This window comes from Novosphingobium cyanobacteriorum, from assembly GCF_029436685.1.
GTDB classification, from domain to species: domain Bacteria; phylum Pseudomonadota; class Alphaproteobacteria; order Sphingomonadales; family Sphingomonadaceae; genus Novosphingobium; species Novosphingobium cyanobacteriorum.
Map to the genome: position 1 here is coordinate 25,942 of NZ_JAROCY010000003.1, position 16,869 is coordinate 42,810.

Below are 16,869 nucleotides of genomic sequence, written 5' to 3' on the forward strand. Positions count from 1 at the left end.
GGCCGTCAACCAAGTTCGGTTAAGTGAATTCCAACTTTCGTCAGCCCCCTGCCGTTTCAGCTCAGGCGAGCGAGCGACTTCTCCAGCATCAGCAGTTGCCACAGCAGGCGGCTGTGATCGGCGCGGCCGGCGATATGCGCCTCGGCCAGCCCGGCGATGCGCCCCGCATCCAGCCAGCCGGTGCGTGCCAGTTCCCCGCCCTGCGCAACCGCGCGCGCTTCTCCGGCCAGCGGCCCGCGCAGCCAGGCGGCAATGGGGGTGACGAAGCCCATCTTCGGCCGGAACAGCACGTCCTGCGGCAGGTAGCGCCGCATCGTGTCCTTCATCAGCCACTTGCCCACCGATCCCTTCACCCGCATCGCTTCGGGCAGCCGCGCGCCGAATTCGACCAGGCGATGATCGAGCAGCGGCTCGCGCGCCTCCAGGCTCACCGCCATGCTGGTGCGGTCCACCTTGGTCAGGATGTCGCCCGGCAGGTAGAACTTGAGATCGGCGTATTGCGCCCGGTCCAGCCCGCTGCGCGCCGGCGCATTGCGCATCAGGTCGATGAACGGCTGCTCTGCCCGGTATTCTCCGCGCAGCCGCAGGAAATCCGGCGTGTAGAGGCTGTCGCGCAGATCATCGGGGATGACGGAGAGCGAACGCGCATAGCCCTCCTCGCCACTCTGCGCGAGGCTGAGCAGGGTAGACTTGGCGCGCAGCGGCCGCGGCGCCCAATCGGCCTTGGGATATATCTGCCCCAGCGTTCCCAGCACCGGCCCGCGCAGCCCCTGCGGCAGAAGCCCCCTCACCTGCTCCTCACGGTGATGGAACACCTGGCGGCGATACCCGGCAAAGGCCTCATCCGCGCCATCGCCCGAAAGCGCCACCGTCACATGCTCGCGCGCCAGTTCGCACACCCGGAACGTGGGCAGCGCCGAGGCATCGGCAAAGGGTTCGTCGAACATCGCGGCAAGGCGATCGGCGAGTGCGAAATCTTCCGATCCCACCATGCGCTTGCGATGCTCCGCGCCATATTGCGCGGCCACGCGGTCGGCATACGCGGTCTCGTCCAGCGCGGCGACGTCGAAACCGATCGAACAGGTCTTCACCGGATCGCTGCTCGCCTCGGCCATCAAGGCGACGACGCTCGAACTGTCCACCCCGCCGGAAAGGAACGCGCCCAGCGGCACGTCCGCCGCCATGCGCGAGGTGACGGCGGCACGCAGGTGGTGGAGCATGTGCGCGCCAAGATCGGCGGCGGAACCCTTTTCCCGGCCGGTGAACGATACGTCCCACCACTGGACCGGGCGCGGGGGCGGCGCATCGTGGCGCAGCAGGCGGTAATGCCCGGCGGGCAGCTTCTCCACCCCGCGCAGGATCGACCGGTGATCGGGCACATAGCCCCAGCACAGGTAATCCTCCACCGCCAGCGGATCGAGATCGCGCCGCAGCGAAGGGTGTGCCAGCAACTGCTTGAGTTCAGACCCAAAGATCACGCTGCCGTCAGACAGCGTGGCCATGTGCAGCGGCTTCACCCCCAGCCGGTCGCGCGCCAGCAGCAGCGTGCGCTCGCGCAGGTCATAGAGCGCAAAGGCGAACATGCCGTGCAGGCGCGGCAGGCAATCGAGGCCCCAGCGCTGGTAGGCGGCGAGGATCACCTCGGTATCGCCGCTGGTGCGGAACTCCACGCCCTCGGCCTGAAGCTCCCGCCGCAGGTCCCGGTAGTTGTAGATCTCGCCGTTGAACACGATCATCGCCATGCTGTCGGCCGAAGCCATCGGCTGCGGCGATCCGGCAAGGTCGATGATCGACAGGCGCAAATGGCCCAGCCCCACGCCCGGCGCGGTCCACACCCCCTGCCCGTCCGGGCCGCGATGCTGCGCCACGTCCAGCATCCGGGTCACGCGCGCCGGGTCGACAGGCTTCAGCCCTTCGGTATGGAAAATTCCGGCAATTCCGCACATGCGAAGAGCCTAGCCTCCCCGCGCGATGCGGTCCATCCATTCGGCCTGCGGGCCGGTGGCGGAGAGGAAATCGCGGATCAGTTGCTCAGCCGGGGCGGACTGCCCTTCCTCGGCTGACAGGATCAGCACCGCCGTGGGGCGTCGGCGCAGCAGCAGCCGATCGAGGATGTTGACCAGCTTGAGCTTGGCATTGCTGCCCGTCAGCAGGTCGCCGGTGCGATACCATGTCACGGTCACGCGGTGGACCGGCCCCGGCGCCTGGATCACATCGGCCTTGCCGCCGAAGCCATCGGGACCGGGCGCTTCCCATGCCCAGTGGCTGTCCATCGGCAGGGCCCCCTGCCCGAAGCCGCCCGCCTCGCGCCCTTCCCCCTGCGCGGCATAGAGGGCATAGGACAGGTCCACCGTGCGCCCCTGCACATCGCGATAACGCGCTTTCAGCCGGTGGTCCGCGCCGGCGTGGAGCGGCGTCCAATCCGTAGTCGGGCCGGAATCCGAAATCGTCCACCCGGCGACCTGCGGCACGGAAATGCGCGAAGGCAGCGGGGCAGACAGGCTGTCCGCCGCCGCGCTCCAGCCCACGAACAGCGCTACCAGCGCGGCCAGGCCGCCCAGGGCGGCGTTCTGCCCAAGGCGCAGCGCGGAAAGGCGCGTCAGGATCGGACTTGCCTCAACCGCCGCGGCATCGGCCATCTGGGCATCCACGGCGCGATCGAAGAACTTCCACCCCACCAGCATGACCAGCGCCATGACGATCGCAAAGAACACCCAGCCATAGAACACGTGATCGAAACTGGCGGCGAATTCGATGCCATACCACCCGGCAATCCAGATCGTGCCCCAGGCGCGCAGCCCGTTGGCGAGGATCGGCACCACTGCGGAAACCACCATGAACCCGGCGCGGCGCCACGGGCTGCGGAAGCACACGTTGCAGACCAGCGCGCCATAGGCGAGCATCGCGATCAGGAACTTCACGCCCGAACACGCCTCTGCCACTTCAAAATAGCCGAAGGGCGTGGTGATGAACACGCCGTCGATGGTGGCCGGTATCTGCGTGATGTGCAGCATCGCCATCGTCAGCTTGGCCGTGATGGTCTGCAGCGTAGGGATCAATTCATCGCCCGCAGGCACCATGAACAGCATGTAGAACAGCGGGAAAAGCTGCGTTGCGGCAACGCGCGGGCCCATCAGCGCAAGGAACGCGGCCTGCGCCATCACAACCACGGCAAGCTGCTTGGCAATGGACAGGCCGGCAAAGCTGCCGAGCATCCACAGGAACGCGGCTCCGGCAAACAGCGCCAGTCCCGGCCACCAGCCCTGCGGCCGCTGCGCCAGGGTGGCAGCCATGCGTTGCGAGGAGAGCCAGCCGATGATGAACGGGATCAGCAGGATGTGGTTATAGGTGGAACTGTCCCACCACTGCCCCGCCATCGCCGCCCAATCCGGCAGGAAGACAAGCAGGATCGCCGCCCAGGCAAGGCCAAGCCGGGCCAGAGGGGCGCGCCATTCCGCCGGCAAGCGCGCCAGCACGCGTCCGAGCGGCGCCGTGTTGCTGGCAATTTCAGGCGGCATCGGCCGTGCCCCACAGCAGGCAGGGCAGCGGCGCAAGCACGCTTTCCCATGCGCAGGATTGCAGGACGAAGGCGCGGGCCGCCCGCCCCATCGCCTGCGCGGCGGCGGGATCGGCCAGCAGCGCCAGTGCGCGCGCAGCAAGCGCGGGCGCACCATCGGCAATGACGAAATGCGCCCCATCCGTTGCCGGAATGCCGGTGGCGGCGGCCGTGGTCAGCAGCACCGGGCGCGCCATGGCCATCGCTTCCAGCACCTTGTTCTGCACGCCCCGCGCGATGGCCAGCGGCGCGGTGACAAGGCTTGCCCCCGCGAGCCACGGGCGCACATCGGGCACCGCGCCGGTCACCTGCGTACCGTTCACGCCCGCCAGCGCGCGGACCGCTCCTGTAGGCGCACGGCCCACGATGTGGAAGCAGGCCTGCGGATGCACGGCGCGCACCATCGGCATCACATCGCGCGCAAACACGGTCACCGCCTCGACATTGGGCGGGTAATCCATCTGCCCGGTGAAGACGATATGCGGCCCGCCCTGCGCCAGTTCCGGCGAACCGATCACGCCTTCAGGGTTCCAGAAGGCAGCGTCTATGCCATTGCCCAGCGCTTGCACCGCTATCCCTTGCGGGCGGACAAGGCGCTGTTCGAACAGAGATTTTTCCTGCGGGGAGACGAACAGCGAAGCGGCGGCACGGCGCGCTGCGGCTTCTTCCACGCTCGCCAGAAGCCGCGCTTCACGTCCATATACCAGCCGGGCGGGCAGCGATCCGGCAGCGGCATAGGCTTCGAACTTGGCGGAATCGACGTCGACGAAATCCATCACGACGCGGCCCGCAAAGTCGGCGGGAACATATTGCGCCATCTGGCCAGAGAATACAAAGATCGCGGCGATGGGCCGGGTCGCAAGCGTGGTGCGGACCCAGCGATGCAGCCTCGCACTGTCAAACGCGGTGAGGCTGACCGGCTTTCCCGCCGCCACGGCGCGCAGCGCGGCCAGCGGCAGGGGGGTAGAGCGGCGAACAAGGCAATGGCTGGCGGCAAGCGTGGCAAGATCGCCCTCCTGCGCCAGGTCGGTCTCGTCGTCGGCCAGGCAGCCGACATGGACCGGCGCCAGCGCGGCGATCGCCTTCAGCAGGTGGTTGGACCGGATCTTGTCTCCGCGATCAGGCGGAAACGGGATGCGGTGCGCCAGAAAGAGGACTTCGCCCTTCACGCCAGCCCGGACGCGATCAGCGGACCAAGCCGGTTGGCCACGCCCAGTGGCAGCTTCTGCCAAAGCGCGATCTTGGCCTTGTAGCGCGGGCTAAGCGGATTGACGTCTCGCGGGGGCGCGCCATCGGCGGTCCAATGCGCATAGGCCAGCGGCTGCGGCTCGAACCCCCAATTGCGCTTGAAGTGATAGGCGCCGGTATCGGTCTTGGAGCGCCCGAAATCGAACCGATCGCAACCGCGCGTGCGGGCGTGGCACATCAGCGCGTAATACATCACATCATTGGCGCGCAGCGCGCGGGCCTCATGCACGCCGCCACCCCAATAAGGCATCACTGCGCCGCGATGATAGAGGCTGAGCACCGAAGCCACCGGGCGGCCTTCATGGAGCACCGTGAGGATATCGGCATCGTCGCCGAAGCGGTCCATCACCGCATCGAACAGGGCGCGCGGGAACACCGGGGTGCCCAGGTTGCGCACGGATTCGGCATAGACGGCATAGTGATCCGCCCGATCCTGCGCCGATGCGCCAATGCGGATCTGCATGGCGTGGGCCAACCCCTTGCGCACTTCGGCCCGCTGCTTGCGCGGCACCGCCAGAAGCTGCGCCTCGTCGTCTGCGGCAAGCGGGGTGACGAAGCCGGCGTGGCTGGTGGTCTTCACATGCCATCCAGGCCCGCAAGGCATTGGCCCGCCACGAATTTCCAGCGTAGAGCACGAAAGCCGACGGGCCAGTTCACTGGCCGCATCGCACAGCAGCGGTGCCGCGGCCCCATCGCCGATCACGCCCCCACCCACGGCAAAGCCGGTGGAAACCAGCGCGCTTCCGAACAGCGGCGAATGCGCGGCGTGCAGCGGAAGAAGCGCGCAAATCTGCCCGCCGCGCTCCGCCAGCAGGATGTGCGCGATGTGCCCGGTGGCGGATTCCACCGCCTCCAGCCATTCCGGCCGGTGAAAAGCGGTGGCTTCGGGGCAGGTTTCTACAAACCGTGCGATGGCGGCGCGATCACCCGGATCGGCGGCGCGGACGGTGAGGACCGTGGGGCGGAAGGGGGCGTTCATGCCACTCGCGCCTGCTCGAGAGCGACCACCTCGTCCATCCGACCCCAGCGGAAATCTTTCAGCAATTTCCGCAGCTTGGGTGCCATTTGCGAGAGATTGGTGTAATGCCGCACACGCGATTTCAGTGGAGCGCCGGGCACGCGGGGCTGGCCGGGATCAATTTCCCACGGGTGAAAATAGGTGAGCGCGGGGCGTTCATCGCGCTGGTTCACGCGGGCGATGGCCCAGCGCGAGACGGCATAGGGCAACAGGCGGAAGAAGCCGCCCCCACCCGCTGCCATCCGGCGACCGCCGATTTCTGCCGTGGTTACAGGCACTTCCAGTAGCGGCGAGCCCGCCACCGGGCGGAACGCAAAGCGCGGTGCTTCGCGCCAGCCATAGTGGTCATGGACGATCGGGGCGACGCTGGATGAGTAGGCAAAGCCTTGATCTGCAAGGACTTCATGCGCCCAAGGCGTGCGTGTGTCGATCGAGAAGCTGGGCGCGCGATAGCCGATGACGCGCTGGCCCGAGGTCTGTTCCAGAACCTCGCGCGCCTTCTGCAGATCACCTGCGAAACCCTTGGCATCCATGGTGAAAACGCGGGCATGATCCCAGCCGTGGCTGGCGATTTCATGCCCGGCATCGGCAATGCGGCGCATCATCGCCGGGTATCGTTGCGCCACCCAGCCGAGTGTGAAGAACGTGCCGCGTGCGCCGGCCTCATCGAACAGGGCAAGGATCGCATCGACGTTGGATTCGACCCTGCATTCAAGAAAATCCCATGATTTCCGATCGATAACCCGCTCGAACGCACCCACCTGGAACCAATCCTCAACGTCAACGGACAGGCCGTTGAGAAGGGGTTGAGAACGACTGAGGGGGGGCTGAGGCGGACTGAGCATGGGTCAAGAGCGCGTTTTCAGGCCGCTGCGCGCGCCGGATTTTCGCTCTCGATCCATTCGATGAGCATGGTCAGCACATGGCGGATCGCCTGCGACTGCTCCTCGGTCCGGGCCTCAAGCGCGGCAAGGCGCTGGTTCACATCGGTGAGCGCGGCGGTGAGTTCGTCGAGGCGAGGATCGGCTTCTTCCTCGCCCTCTTCATCAAGGTCGGCAGGGGTGGCAGTGCGCATTTCGGCGAGTTCGATCACCGCCTGCTGCAGTTCGGCAATCTGTTCGTCCCGCTGCGCCAGCATGGCGGCCAGATCCTGGCTGAGCGCGGCGACGGGCGCGGTTTCATGCATCGGCACGGCGGGCGGAACCGGCGCAGGGGCAGCCTGCACCACCTGTTCGATCACCGGGGCAACTTCGGCCGGGACCGGTGCGGGCTGGACACCCAGCGCGCCATCGCGGTTGAGATCGGCCAGCACCTCGCCCAGCATGGCGGAATCGATGCGGGTGCGCTGTTCCACCGCGCCCATCAGCAGCAGGCGGTTGAGCACCTGGTTGATGCGGCGGGGAATGCCCCCGGTGGCCTTGGCCAGTTCGGCATAGACACGCTGATCAAAGGCCGGATTGCCGCGCCAGCCGACATGGGCAAGGCGGTGTTCGACATAGGGGCCGACTTCGCCCGGTTCCATCGCATCGAGATGGTGATTGGCGATCACGCGCTGGCGCAGCTGTTCAAGCGCCGGCGAGGATTGCAGCAGGGCGCGGAATTCGGGCTGGCCCAGCAGGAAGATCTGCAGCAGCGGATGCGCGCCGAGCTGGAAGTTCGAGAGCATCCGCAGCTCTTCCAGCGCCTCTACAGAGAGGTTCTGCGATTCATCGACGACGAGCAGGCAGCGACGGCCGGCGCGGGCCTCTTCGTGCAGGAAGGCTTCGATCTGCGCGAGGGCGCTGGCCTTGTCATGCCCCGCGACATCAAGCCCGAAGGCGCGTGCGGCGACGTGGACCAGTTCCTGCCCATCGAGCGCGCTGGTGACGATCTGCGCGGCGGTGAGGCGTTCGCGGTCGATGCTGGCCATCAGGTGCGCGGCGAGCGTGGACTTGCCCGCGCCGACCTCACCCGTGATGACGATGAAGCCTTCGCCCTGGGCAAGGCCATAGCCGAGATAGGACAGCGCCTTGCGGTGCGTGTTGCTTTCAAAATAGAATTCCGGATCCGGCGTGAGCTGGAACGGGCGGCCGGTCAGCTGGTAGAAATCGTCGTACATCGCGGCTTTCCCTTAGAAATTGTAGCGCAGGCCGAGCTGGCCGGTGGCGACGAGTTCATCCTCCACCAGCTTGCGATCGATACCCTGCAGGCCGACGGCGAGGTTGCCGACCAGCCGTTCTGCCAGCTGTCGCGAATATCCGGCGGTCATGCCATAGGAATTCACGTCTGCCAGCGAGGAGGCATTGTTGCGGTACCAGCTGTCGAACACGGCGACGCTGTAGGACGAATAGCGATCGATCGGGCCGGAAATGCCCGCGTCGATGAAGAAGGTTTCGTCCTTGCGACCATCGGCCGCGCCCAGCACGGTGCCACGCGCACCGATGAACTTGCGCTGCGAATAGCCCATGCCGATGCCGGCGCGCGAGCGGCCGAGCTGGAAGCCATAGGTTGCGGTAACGCCGCGCCCACGGAACACTGCCGAGGACAGCGAGCCGAGCGCACCATTGACGCAGCCGCCGCCACCCGAGGTGGAGCCGAGCGCGCAACCGCCGATATCGCCGCTGAACGGATTGCGGCCGACTTCGAAATCGGTGGGCATCTGCCGCACTGCGTTGGTCAGCGCGCCGCCGAAGCCGGAGATGCCATCATAGACGGCGATGTTCAACGATTGCCGCGCATTGGGCGTGTAGCTGAGCGTGCCGTAATAGGTCGTGCTGTCATACCGACGGCCGACAAAGGCGGAGAGCGCGGTGCGGCGGCTGGGGCGCCACATCACGCCGACATCCCAGACGATGCCGCTGGTATCATAGGCGATCCTGCGGGGCTGGCTCTTGTCGGTGCGATAGCGGCCATCGCTGCCGATCACCGGCAGGCCATTGGCACCGCGCACGGCATCGCGCGAAGAGACTTCGACATCGTTCCAGCCGATATCGCCGACGAGCGCGAGCGACATGGTGACAGGCAGCGTGGCCTGAAGCCCGGCGCGCACCTCGCGCACGCGCTGATCGAGGTTGGAAACGTCTTCCTGCGACCAGCCGCCGCTGGCGACGAGGCCGACAGGCAGGACATCGCCCGGCTTTACCCCGGCGGAAACCTGCGCATTCTGGGCCAGCGAGTGATCGAACAGATCGGCCCGCGTACCATCGGGCGAAAGTAGGATGGCCTCCTTCTGCGTGACCTTGGAATAGCCCGCGATATAGCTGGCGTTGACCGCGACATCACCCGCATGGGTGCTGAGCGCAGGTCCGCCATAGACCGACCAGACCTGGCTGACCGCATCGGCATTGGCGAGCGTGTTGAGCGAGGCGGCGCCGCTACGCTCCACGCTCGTGCGTGCGGCAAAGCCGCCGGCTTCGAGGCTGAGCGTGCGCGGCACGAGATCGTGCTTTACGCGGGCAAGGCCGGAGATGGTATCGCCATCGCCAAAGTTGCCCTTTTCCACAAAGCGACGTTCGTAGCGGACCGAGACCGCGCCTTCGGTGCGGCGGCCAGACAGGGTCATGTCCACGCCAGCAGCCACGGCGGTGTAGGTGAGCACATCGTCGCCGCCCTGAAGCTGTGCAAGGACGACCTGATTGACTTCGATATAGGGCTGGATGCGCGTGCGCGCGCCGCCACTGCGCAGGCTGTGCCCGCCGCGTGAACCGGATCCGCCATCGGCCCCGTCTGACGGGGCATCGGCAGAGTCGACATCGCCATAGGCCATCTGCGCGTGTGCAGGCAGCGCGGCTGCAAGCAGGACGAGCGCGGAAAGTGCGCGGGAAGCGGGACCGGTCATTCCTTGTACCCGTAATAAGTGCCAAACCGCCGCCCGGTGGGCGAGAAGCGGGTGCAGTTGAGCAGCAGCTTGATATCTTCGCAGGCGGACAGGATGTTGACCGCATCGCGCAGCGAGGCTTCGCCGGTCACATCCGCCCGCACGACCATGACCGCCTGGCCGACATGCGCGGCCAGTTCGCTGGCGGGCGATGCGGCCAGCGCGGGCGGGCTGTCAAAGATGACGATGCGGTTGGGCGATGTGGCGGTGAGCCGACCAAGCACGGCCTCAGTCCGCGAAGAGGCGAGGAATTCCGTATCCGCGCCGGTGGAGTTGCCGGCAGGCAGCACGAACAGGCCCGGTATGTCGGTGCCCATCACGCAATCCTCGACCGCGATCGAAGGATCGGCGAGCGCGTCCATAAGGCCCGGTCCGCCCGGCAGACCGAGCGTGGACAGCACCGAGGGCTTGGCGAAATCGGCATCGACGAGGAGCACCTCGTTGTCCTTTTCCGCGGCGATGGAGAGCGCGAGGTTGACCGCGCAGAAGGTCTTGCCCTCACCCGGATGGGCCGAACAGACGAGGATGCGTTCGCCATGCGGTGCGCCCCGGCCATTCCGCGATTCCGCGGCGGCAAGCAGCAGCTGCCGCTTCACGATGCGAAATTCCTCGAGCAGGCCGGTGACCGGGCCTTCGGGCTCGATCAGGCACTGATCGCGCAGGTGGCGGCGTTCGATGGGGTGGAACTGGCCGCGGAAGGACTGCGCGGCGGGGATGCCTTCCAGCGCAGGTTTTTCCGAAACGGGCGCTTCGGCGACCATGACGGGTTGCGGCGCGGCAGGCGGAGGCACAGGCACGGCTGCAACCGGAGACGACGCGGCCACCGGCGGGACCGGCGGCAGCTTTGGCGAATAGGTGCGGAAGTCGAACGTGCCGGATGCGCGCTCGATCAGCGAAGGGCCCTTGGGCGGAAGCGGGATCTTGCTCTGGTCGGTCATGCCTGTTTCCCCGCTCACGCCACCATGCCGCGTTTCATGAATTCGACCGCCATCAGCAGGAACAGCACGAAGAGAAGGCCGCTGCCCGCCCCGGCGAACCATTTGAGGTGCTTCCAGTAAAGCGTGCGCGCGGTGCGGCTCATGGTCAGCGACACCGAACCCAGAACCGGCAGGCCGGTGGCGCGTTCAAGCTGGCCGGTGGTGGAATAGGTGGAGCGCAGTTGCGCAATGGCGAAGGCGCCGCCGCAACCCGCGCCAAGGCCGACGATCAGGACCAGCACCAGCAGCATCGGGCGGTCTGGCGCAGATGGGCTGCGCGGGGTGGTTGGCGGATCGATGACTTCGAACTTCACCGCATCGCGTTCGCTTTCCACCTGCCCGCGCAGGCGCAGCTCCTCACGATCCTTCAGCAGCTTGTCATACTGTTCCTTCAGCACGTCGTAATCGCGGTTGATACGCGAGGCTTCGGCGGCGACGGCGGGCTCGCTGTATTGCTGCGTGGTGAAGTCGGCGATTTCCTGCTGCAGCGAAGCCTTGCGCGATTGCAGCGCAACGATGCTCGCCTCGCGATCGGCCTTGATCGACATCAGGCTGGTGTAGGCCGGATTTGGCGTGCCGGCGTGGCCGGGTTCGTTGGCCGCAGCCTTGGAAAGCTGGGCGATCTGCGCCTTGATGGCGATGACATCGGGGTGCGAATCGGTGAGGCCGCGCGCGCGCATGCCGCCAAGATCGGACTGGGCCTGGGCCAGGCTGCCCTTGGCCCCGCCAGTGACGCCTGGGACCATGATGGTGGGCGGCGTGCCGGAAAGCTGTCCGTTGACCGAGGCCAGCGCGCTCTGGGCGGCGAGAAGATCGGACTCCACGCCGCGCAGTTCGCTGCGCGCGCCTTCGAGCTTGCCAGTGAGCGAGCCGGTGCCGGGCATGAGCGCGGCGTTCTTGCTTTCGAACTCCTGGCGCTTCTGCTCTGCGGCTTCGAGATCCTTCTGCCGGTCAGCCAGCTGCTGGTCCATGAAGGCGAGCGTATCGCTCATCTCGCCACGCCCGCCGGCCAGGTTCTCCTCGCGGAAGATGTCGATCATCTTCTGCACGGTGTCCTGCGCCAGCTTGGCATTTTCCGCATCGGAAAAGCCGCCACGGCCGGAGGTGGCGCTGATTTCGAACAGGTTGTCCTGCTGGCTGACGACCTTGATCGTCTTGCCGAGCGAGAGCACGGCGGCCTCCATCTCCTTGTCGGAGGTGACCTTGTCTCCCAGCCGGGTGGCGCGGACGACCTTTTCGAGGTTCACCGCGCTGGTCAGCGTCTGGCGCACGCGTTCGATGTCGCGCTTGCGATCGCCGCCGATGCCGATCTGGTCAGACAGCACGTCGTCGATCTGGACGAAGATGCGCGCCTTGGATTCATAGCTGTTGGGCACCATCGCCACGACCAGCCAGCCGAGCAGGCAGACGCCCCAGGCGATGGCGAGCGCCAGCCAGCGGCGGTGCCAGATGCCATAGAGCGCGATGCGCACTTCTTCGTAGATGTTGGTCATGCCGCTGCGATCCCCATCCGCCTCAGAACGTGCTTTCGGGGATGATGATGACGTCGCCCGGCATCAGCATCACGTTGGCGCGGGTATCGCCCTTGCGCAGCAGATCGCCGATCTTGACGCCGTATTCCTTCTGCTTGCCGGTCTGCTTGTCGAAGCGGACGAGGCGGGCGCGGTTGCCCGCGGCGTATTCCGACAGGCCGCCCACGGCGATCATCGCATCTAGCAGGGTCATGTTGGCGCGATAGGGGATCGAGGCCGGCTTTTCGGTGGCGCCGACGATGCGCACCTGCTGGCTGAACGTGCCGGCGAACTTGTTGACGATGACCGAGACGATCGGCTCCTGGATATACTGCGAGAGCTGGAGCTTGATATCTTCGGACAGCATCGATGGCGTCTTGCCCACGGCGGGCATGTCGGTGATCAGGGGCGTGGTGATGCGCCCGTCGGGCCGCACCTGCACCTGCGCGCCGAGTTCGGGATTGCGCCAGACGAAGATGGTCAGCTCATCAAGCGGGCCGATCACGTATTCCTCGCCCGGGCCTTCCTGCAGCGCCACGAAGCTGGCCGGCGGCAATTGCGCCGTGCTGCCGCCCGCGGCGCAGCCGGTCAGCGTCAGGCTGGCGACGGCGGTGCCGGCAAGAAGGCGGGCAAGGCGGCTATCGAACGGCATCGGTCATCCTTCACGCGGGCCGGAAAACCTGCCTTTCCTGTCCCGCAGCGGGACCGGACAGACAGCCGGCTTCACCCTGCGCTATCGCCGGAAAGGGTGAAGATACCGTTAGCCTTGATGGCAACGCGCTGCGGGACAAGCACGATTCCGCGCCGGTCCCGTTACGGGACAGCGGCTGGCGGAGGTGTTAACGTTCTGGCGCGATTAACATTTCCGCCGCGGGGCCCTGCCCCAGGAACTGCATCGGGCTGGCCGTGGCGCCATAGGCCCCGGCGCAGAAAAGGGCGACGAGATCACCCTCTTCCGCGCGGGGCAGGTGCGCCTTGTCCGCCAGCCGATCAAGCGGGGTGCACAGGCAGCCGACGACGCTGGCTTCCTCTGCCGGTTCGGCATCGAAACGGCTGGCGATGGCGACGGGATAGTTGCGGCGGACCACGGTGCCGAAGTTGCCGCTGGCGGCGAGCTGATGATGCAGGCCGCCGTCGGTGACGAGGAACACCTCGCCATGGCTTTCCTTGCGATCAACGATCCGGGTCAGGTAAACCCCTGCTTCGCCGACGAGATAGCGGCCGAGTTCGAGGCAGAACCGGGTTTCCTGCAGCACGGCGGGCAGCGTTTCGAACCGTTCGGCCAGGGCTGCACCGATGGGGCCGGGATCGAGCGGCCTGTCGCCGGGGAAATAGGGGATGCCGAAGCCGCCGCCGAGGTTGCACCGGGGCAGCGCGACACCTGCATCTTCCGCAAGGCGAGCGGCGAGCAGCAGGGTCTGCGCCTGGGTTTCGACGATGGCGGCAGCATCGAGCGCCTGGCTGCCGGCGAAGATGTGGAAGCCGCGCCATTCCGCGCCTGACGCGACGATGCGGCGGGCCAGCGCGGGGACCAGTACCGCATCGATGCCGAACTGCTTGGCACCGCCGCCCATCTTCATGCCCGATCCCTGCAGGCCGAAATCGGGGTTCACCCGGATGGCAAGACGGGGCGTGACGCCGAGACGTTCCCCGATGGCGAGCGCGCGATCAGCTTCGCGGGCGGATTCGAGGTTGAGAGTGACGCCTGCGGCGATGGCGGCCTGCAGTTCGTCATCGCGCTTGCCGGGGCCGGCGAAGCTGATCCGCGCCGGATCGAGCCCAGCCGCCTGCGCCAGCGCGAGTTCACCGCCCGAGGCGATGTCGAATCCATCGACCAGGCCGGTCATCAACGCCAGCAACGGGGCGAAGGGGTTGGCCTTGACCGCATAGTGAAGATGGAGCCGCGCGGGCATGGCGGCGCGCAGTGCGGCCACGCGGGACGCGACGAGGCCACCGTCATAGACGAACAGGGGCGTGCGGCCGGCCTCAGCCGCCAGATCGCTCGCCTTGCGACCGGCGATGGCGAGCTCGCCATCGATGGCGGCGAAACCGGGAGGGATGGGGCCGAGTGGCTTCATGCGCCCTGCCCTTGCAGATCTTCGGATAATTCCCGGTAAATGCCCGTGCGATCAAGCTTGCCATTGGGGCCGAGCGGCAAGGTGGCGCGCCAGTGGATCGCCTTGGGAATCATGAAGTTGGGCAGTTCACGCACCAGCGCGGCACGCAGTTGATCGCTGGCATCATCCCCTTCGGCGCGGACGACTAGATGGATGGCCTGGCCCAGCGCAGGATCGGGCAGGCCCAGCGCCACAGCCTCGCGCACAAGTCCGGTGGCCACGGCGGCGTCCTCAACCTCCTGGGGGGAAACGCGATTGCCGCTGGTCTTGATCATGGCATCGCGCCGGCCGACGAAGTGGAGCAGCCCGGCGGCATCGCGGCGGACGCGGTCGCCCGACCACACCGCCATGCCACCCATCTTCGCAAAGGGCGGCGCGGGGCGGAAGCGTTCCGCGGTCCGCGCCGCGTCCTGCCAATAGCCCTGCGCCACCAGCGGCCCGGCGTGGACGAGTTCGCCTTCCTCGTCCGGCGCGGCTTCATGGCCTGCATCGTTGACGACGAGGATTTCGGCAAAGGGGATCGCCTTGCCGATCGACGTGGGGTGTTCATCCACCAGCGCGGGTTCAAGGTAGGTGGAGCGGAACGCCTCGGTCAGGCCGTACATGGGATAGAGATCGGCCTGCGGGAACAGGGTGCGCAAGGAGCGGACGAGGCCGGGGGTGAGCGCACCGCCGCTGTTGGTGAGCCGACGCAGCTGCGCGGCGACTTCGGGCGGCCAGGCCTGTTCGACCAGTTGCACCCACAAGGGCGGGACGGCGGCGATGGTGGTCACGTCGAAGCGGTTCACCGCCTTCACCACGTCACGCGGGGTCAGGTAATCGAGCGGGGCGACGGCGGCGCCTGCGAACCAGGTGGAAAGCAGCTGGTTCTGCCCGTAATCGAAGGCGAAGGGCAGCACGGCGAGCACGCGGTCCTGCGGCGTGACCTTCAGGTAATGCGCCACGCTGACCGCGCCGAGCCAGAGATTGGCGTTGGACAGCATCACGCCCTTGGGCCGGCCGGTGGAACCGCTGGTGTAGAGAATGGCGGCGAGATCATCGGCAGCGCCAGCCGAAGGGCCGAGCGGGTCGAGGTGATCAACGGCCTGCCACACGGCGGCTTCTTCCAGCACGGCAGCCGCATCGCCGGGTTCGAGCGTATCGAGGCGGGCCTTGTTCGAAAGGAGCAGCACCGCACCGCTATCGGCCATGATGTGCGCGAGCTGCGCGCGTTTGAACAGTGGATTGACCGGCACGTGAACCAGCCCGGCCCGGACGGCGGCCAGCGGCATGAGGCAGGCAAGCTCTGTCTTGGCAAGCCAAGTGGCGATACGCGCGCCACGTTCAGGCACTTGTGCCGAGAGCCACGCCGCAAGCTGGCCTATACGGCGATTTAACGCCTCGAAGCTAAGGCTGCGATCCTTGAACAGCAGTGCGGGCGCATCCGGCGCCCCGCGCAGGGCCAGATGGTCAAGTGGCAGAACGTTGGAATCGGGCTCTGGCAACAGGCGCTCGCACAGCTTGGAAGAAGGACAGGTCTTGGTCGCGGTCTATCACGCCGAACTGGCCGAAGCGCAAGCCGATGCGGATATCGCCGCATTGATGGCGCGCGGGACGGCGCGTTCTCCGTTCGACAGGCTGGACTGGCTGCGCATGCTGGCGGACGCGTGCCTGCCGGGTGAACGCTGCTTCTTGGCCGTGGCGCGCGACGGCGATGCGATGGCCGTGCTGCCGCTGATGCAGGACAACGACGGCGTGCGTTCGCTGGCCAACTGGTACAGCTTTACCGCGCGGCCAGTGTGGAACGCGGAATCAAAGGCCCCACGCCTGTTGGCCGCGATTGCGCAAAGCCTGACGCCTGCGGGCGCGGCGCGGCTTTCCGCCCTGCCCGAAATGGAAGCGCAGGCCATGGCGGCGGCACTGCGGGAAGCCGGGTGGATCGCGCAGATGGCACAGTGCGACGTGAACCATATCCTGAACCTGCGCGGGCGCAGCTTTGCCGAATACTGGACGGCCCGACCGGGTGCGCTGCGCGAAACGGTGCGGCGCAAGGGAAAGAAGGGCGTGGTGGCGCTGCGCATTGCCAGCGTATTCGATCCGGCGGATTGGGACGCCTATGAAACCGTGTACCGCCTGAGCTGGAAACCCGGCGAAGGCAGCCCCGCCTTTCTGCGCCAATGGGCCGAAGACGAAAGTGCTGCGGGATCGCTGCGGCTGGGCATTGCGGAGATCAAAGGGCAGCCGGTGGCGGCGCAGTTCTGGACAGTGGAGGCAGGCACGGCCTTCATCCACAAGCTGGCACATGACGAGCGGGCCAAGGCGCATTCGCCGGGTACGCTGCTGAGCGCGGCGATGTTCGAACAGGTAATCGACCGCGATGGCGTGGCGCTTGTGGACTTCGGCACCGGGAACGATCCCTACAAGCGCGACTGGATGGAGGCGGTGAGGCCGCGTTTTGCCATCGAAGCCTATCGCGCCGGGGCCGTGCGGCACTGGAAGGGATTGGCCAGACTGGTGGGCCGGCGCGTTCTGCGCGGCGGGGCAAGCGGCGAGCAAGCCCTTGTTTCAGCGCGAGCGGCTGGTTAGACGCCGGGCCGAGCGATCCAC

At 66.9% G+C, this 16,869-nt stretch carries 13 protein-coding genes; 1 reads left to right on the forward strand and 12 read right to left on the reverse strand.

Features of this window, described 5'->3' with window-relative positions:
• Positions 1-56: 56 nt before the first annotated feature.
• The 12 genes from POM99_RS03425 to POM99_RS03480 form a co-directional block, all read right to left on the reverse strand.
• Entirely contained in the window at positions 57-1,946 is a 1,890-nt protein-coding gene (locus tag POM99_RS03425; protein ID WP_277275405.1) for an XrtA/PEP-CTERM system amidotransferase, read from the reverse strand.
• Positions 1,947-1,955: 9 nt separating this feature from the next.
• A complete protein-coding gene (gene xrtA, locus POM99_RS03430) occupies positions 1,956-3,518 on the reverse strand; it encodes an exosortase A (protein ID WP_277275406.1) in 1,563 nt (520 codons plus the stop codon).
• Positions 3,508-4,725, reverse strand: coding sequence for a TIGR03087 family PEP-CTERM/XrtA system glycosyltransferase (locus POM99_RS03435; protein ID WP_277275407.1), 1,218 nt, complete (start codon positions 4,723-4,725; stop codon positions 3,508-3,510). Before POM99_RS03435 ends, xrtA begins: the two co-directional genes overlap by 11 nt.
• Entirely contained in the window at positions 4,722-5,783 is a 1,062-nt protein-coding gene (locus POM99_RS03440) for a FemAB family XrtA/PEP-CTERM system-associated protein (protein WP_277275408.1), read from the reverse strand. Before POM99_RS03440 ends, POM99_RS03435 begins: the two co-directional genes overlap by 4 nt.
• Positions 5,780-6,667, reverse strand: a complete 888-nt coding sequence (locus POM99_RS03445) for an XrtA system polysaccharide deacetylase (protein WP_277275409.1) — start codon at positions 6,665-6,667, stop codon at positions 5,780-5,782. The genes POM99_RS03440 and POM99_RS03445 overlap by 4 nt, the downstream gene beginning before the upstream one ends.
• A 17-nt stretch (positions 6,668-6,684) precedes the next feature.
• On the reverse strand, positions 6,685-7,920 hold the full coding sequence (locus tag POM99_RS03450) for an XrtA/PEP-CTERM system-associated ATPase (RefSeq protein WP_277275410.1): 1,236 nt from the start codon (positions 7,918-7,920) through the stop codon (positions 6,685-6,687).
• Positions 7,921-7,932: 12 nt separating this feature from the next.
• Positions 7,933-9,639, reverse strand: coding sequence for a preprotein translocase subunit YajC (locus tag POM99_RS03455; RefSeq protein WP_277275411.1), 1,707 nt, complete (start codon positions 9,637-9,639; stop codon positions 7,933-7,935).
• The gene (locus POM99_RS03460) at positions 9,636-10,616 is read right to left on the reverse strand and encodes an AAA family ATPase (protein ID WP_277275412.1); all 981 of its coding nucleotides are present in this window, start codon (positions 10,614-10,616) and stop codon (positions 9,636-9,638) included. The genes POM99_RS03455 and POM99_RS03460 overlap by 4 nt, the downstream gene beginning before the upstream one ends.
• 14 nt (positions 10,617-10,630) lie before the next feature.
• Complete coding sequence (locus POM99_RS03465; protein WP_277275413.1) at positions 10,631-12,148, reverse strand: XrtA system polysaccharide chain length determinant; 1,518 nt, start codon at positions 12,146-12,148, stop codon at positions 10,631-10,633.
• 22 nt (positions 12,149-12,170) lie between these two features.
• Complete coding sequence (locus POM99_RS03470) at positions 12,171-12,818, reverse strand: XrtA/PEP-CTERM system exopolysaccharide export protein (RefSeq protein ID WP_277275414.1); 648 nt, start codon at positions 12,816-12,818, stop codon at positions 12,171-12,173.
• Positions 12,819-13,005: 187 nt separating this feature from the next.
• Positions 13,006-14,244, reverse strand: coding sequence for a pyridoxal-dependent decarboxylase, exosortase A system-associated (locus POM99_RS03475; protein WP_277275415.1), 1,239 nt, complete (start codon positions 14,242-14,244; stop codon positions 13,006-13,008).
• Positions 14,241-15,770, reverse strand: coding sequence for an acyl-CoA ligase (AMP-forming), exosortase A system-associated (locus POM99_RS03480; protein WP_277275696.1), 1,530 nt, complete (start codon positions 15,768-15,770; stop codon positions 14,241-14,243). The genes POM99_RS03475 and POM99_RS03480 overlap by 4 nt, the downstream gene beginning before the upstream one ends.
• A 31-nt stretch (positions 15,771-15,801) precedes the next feature.
• Here POM99_RS03480 and POM99_RS03485 point away from each other — a divergent pair, with 31 nt between their 5' ends.
• Positions 15,802-16,848 carry a GNAT family N-acetyltransferase gene (locus tag POM99_RS03485; protein ID WP_277275416.1) on the forward strand — a complete coding sequence of 349 codons (1,047 nt, stop codon included), beginning with the start codon at positions 15,802-15,804 and terminating at the stop codon, positions 16,846-16,848.
• The last annotated feature ends 21 nt before the right edge of the window (positions 16,849-16,869 follow it).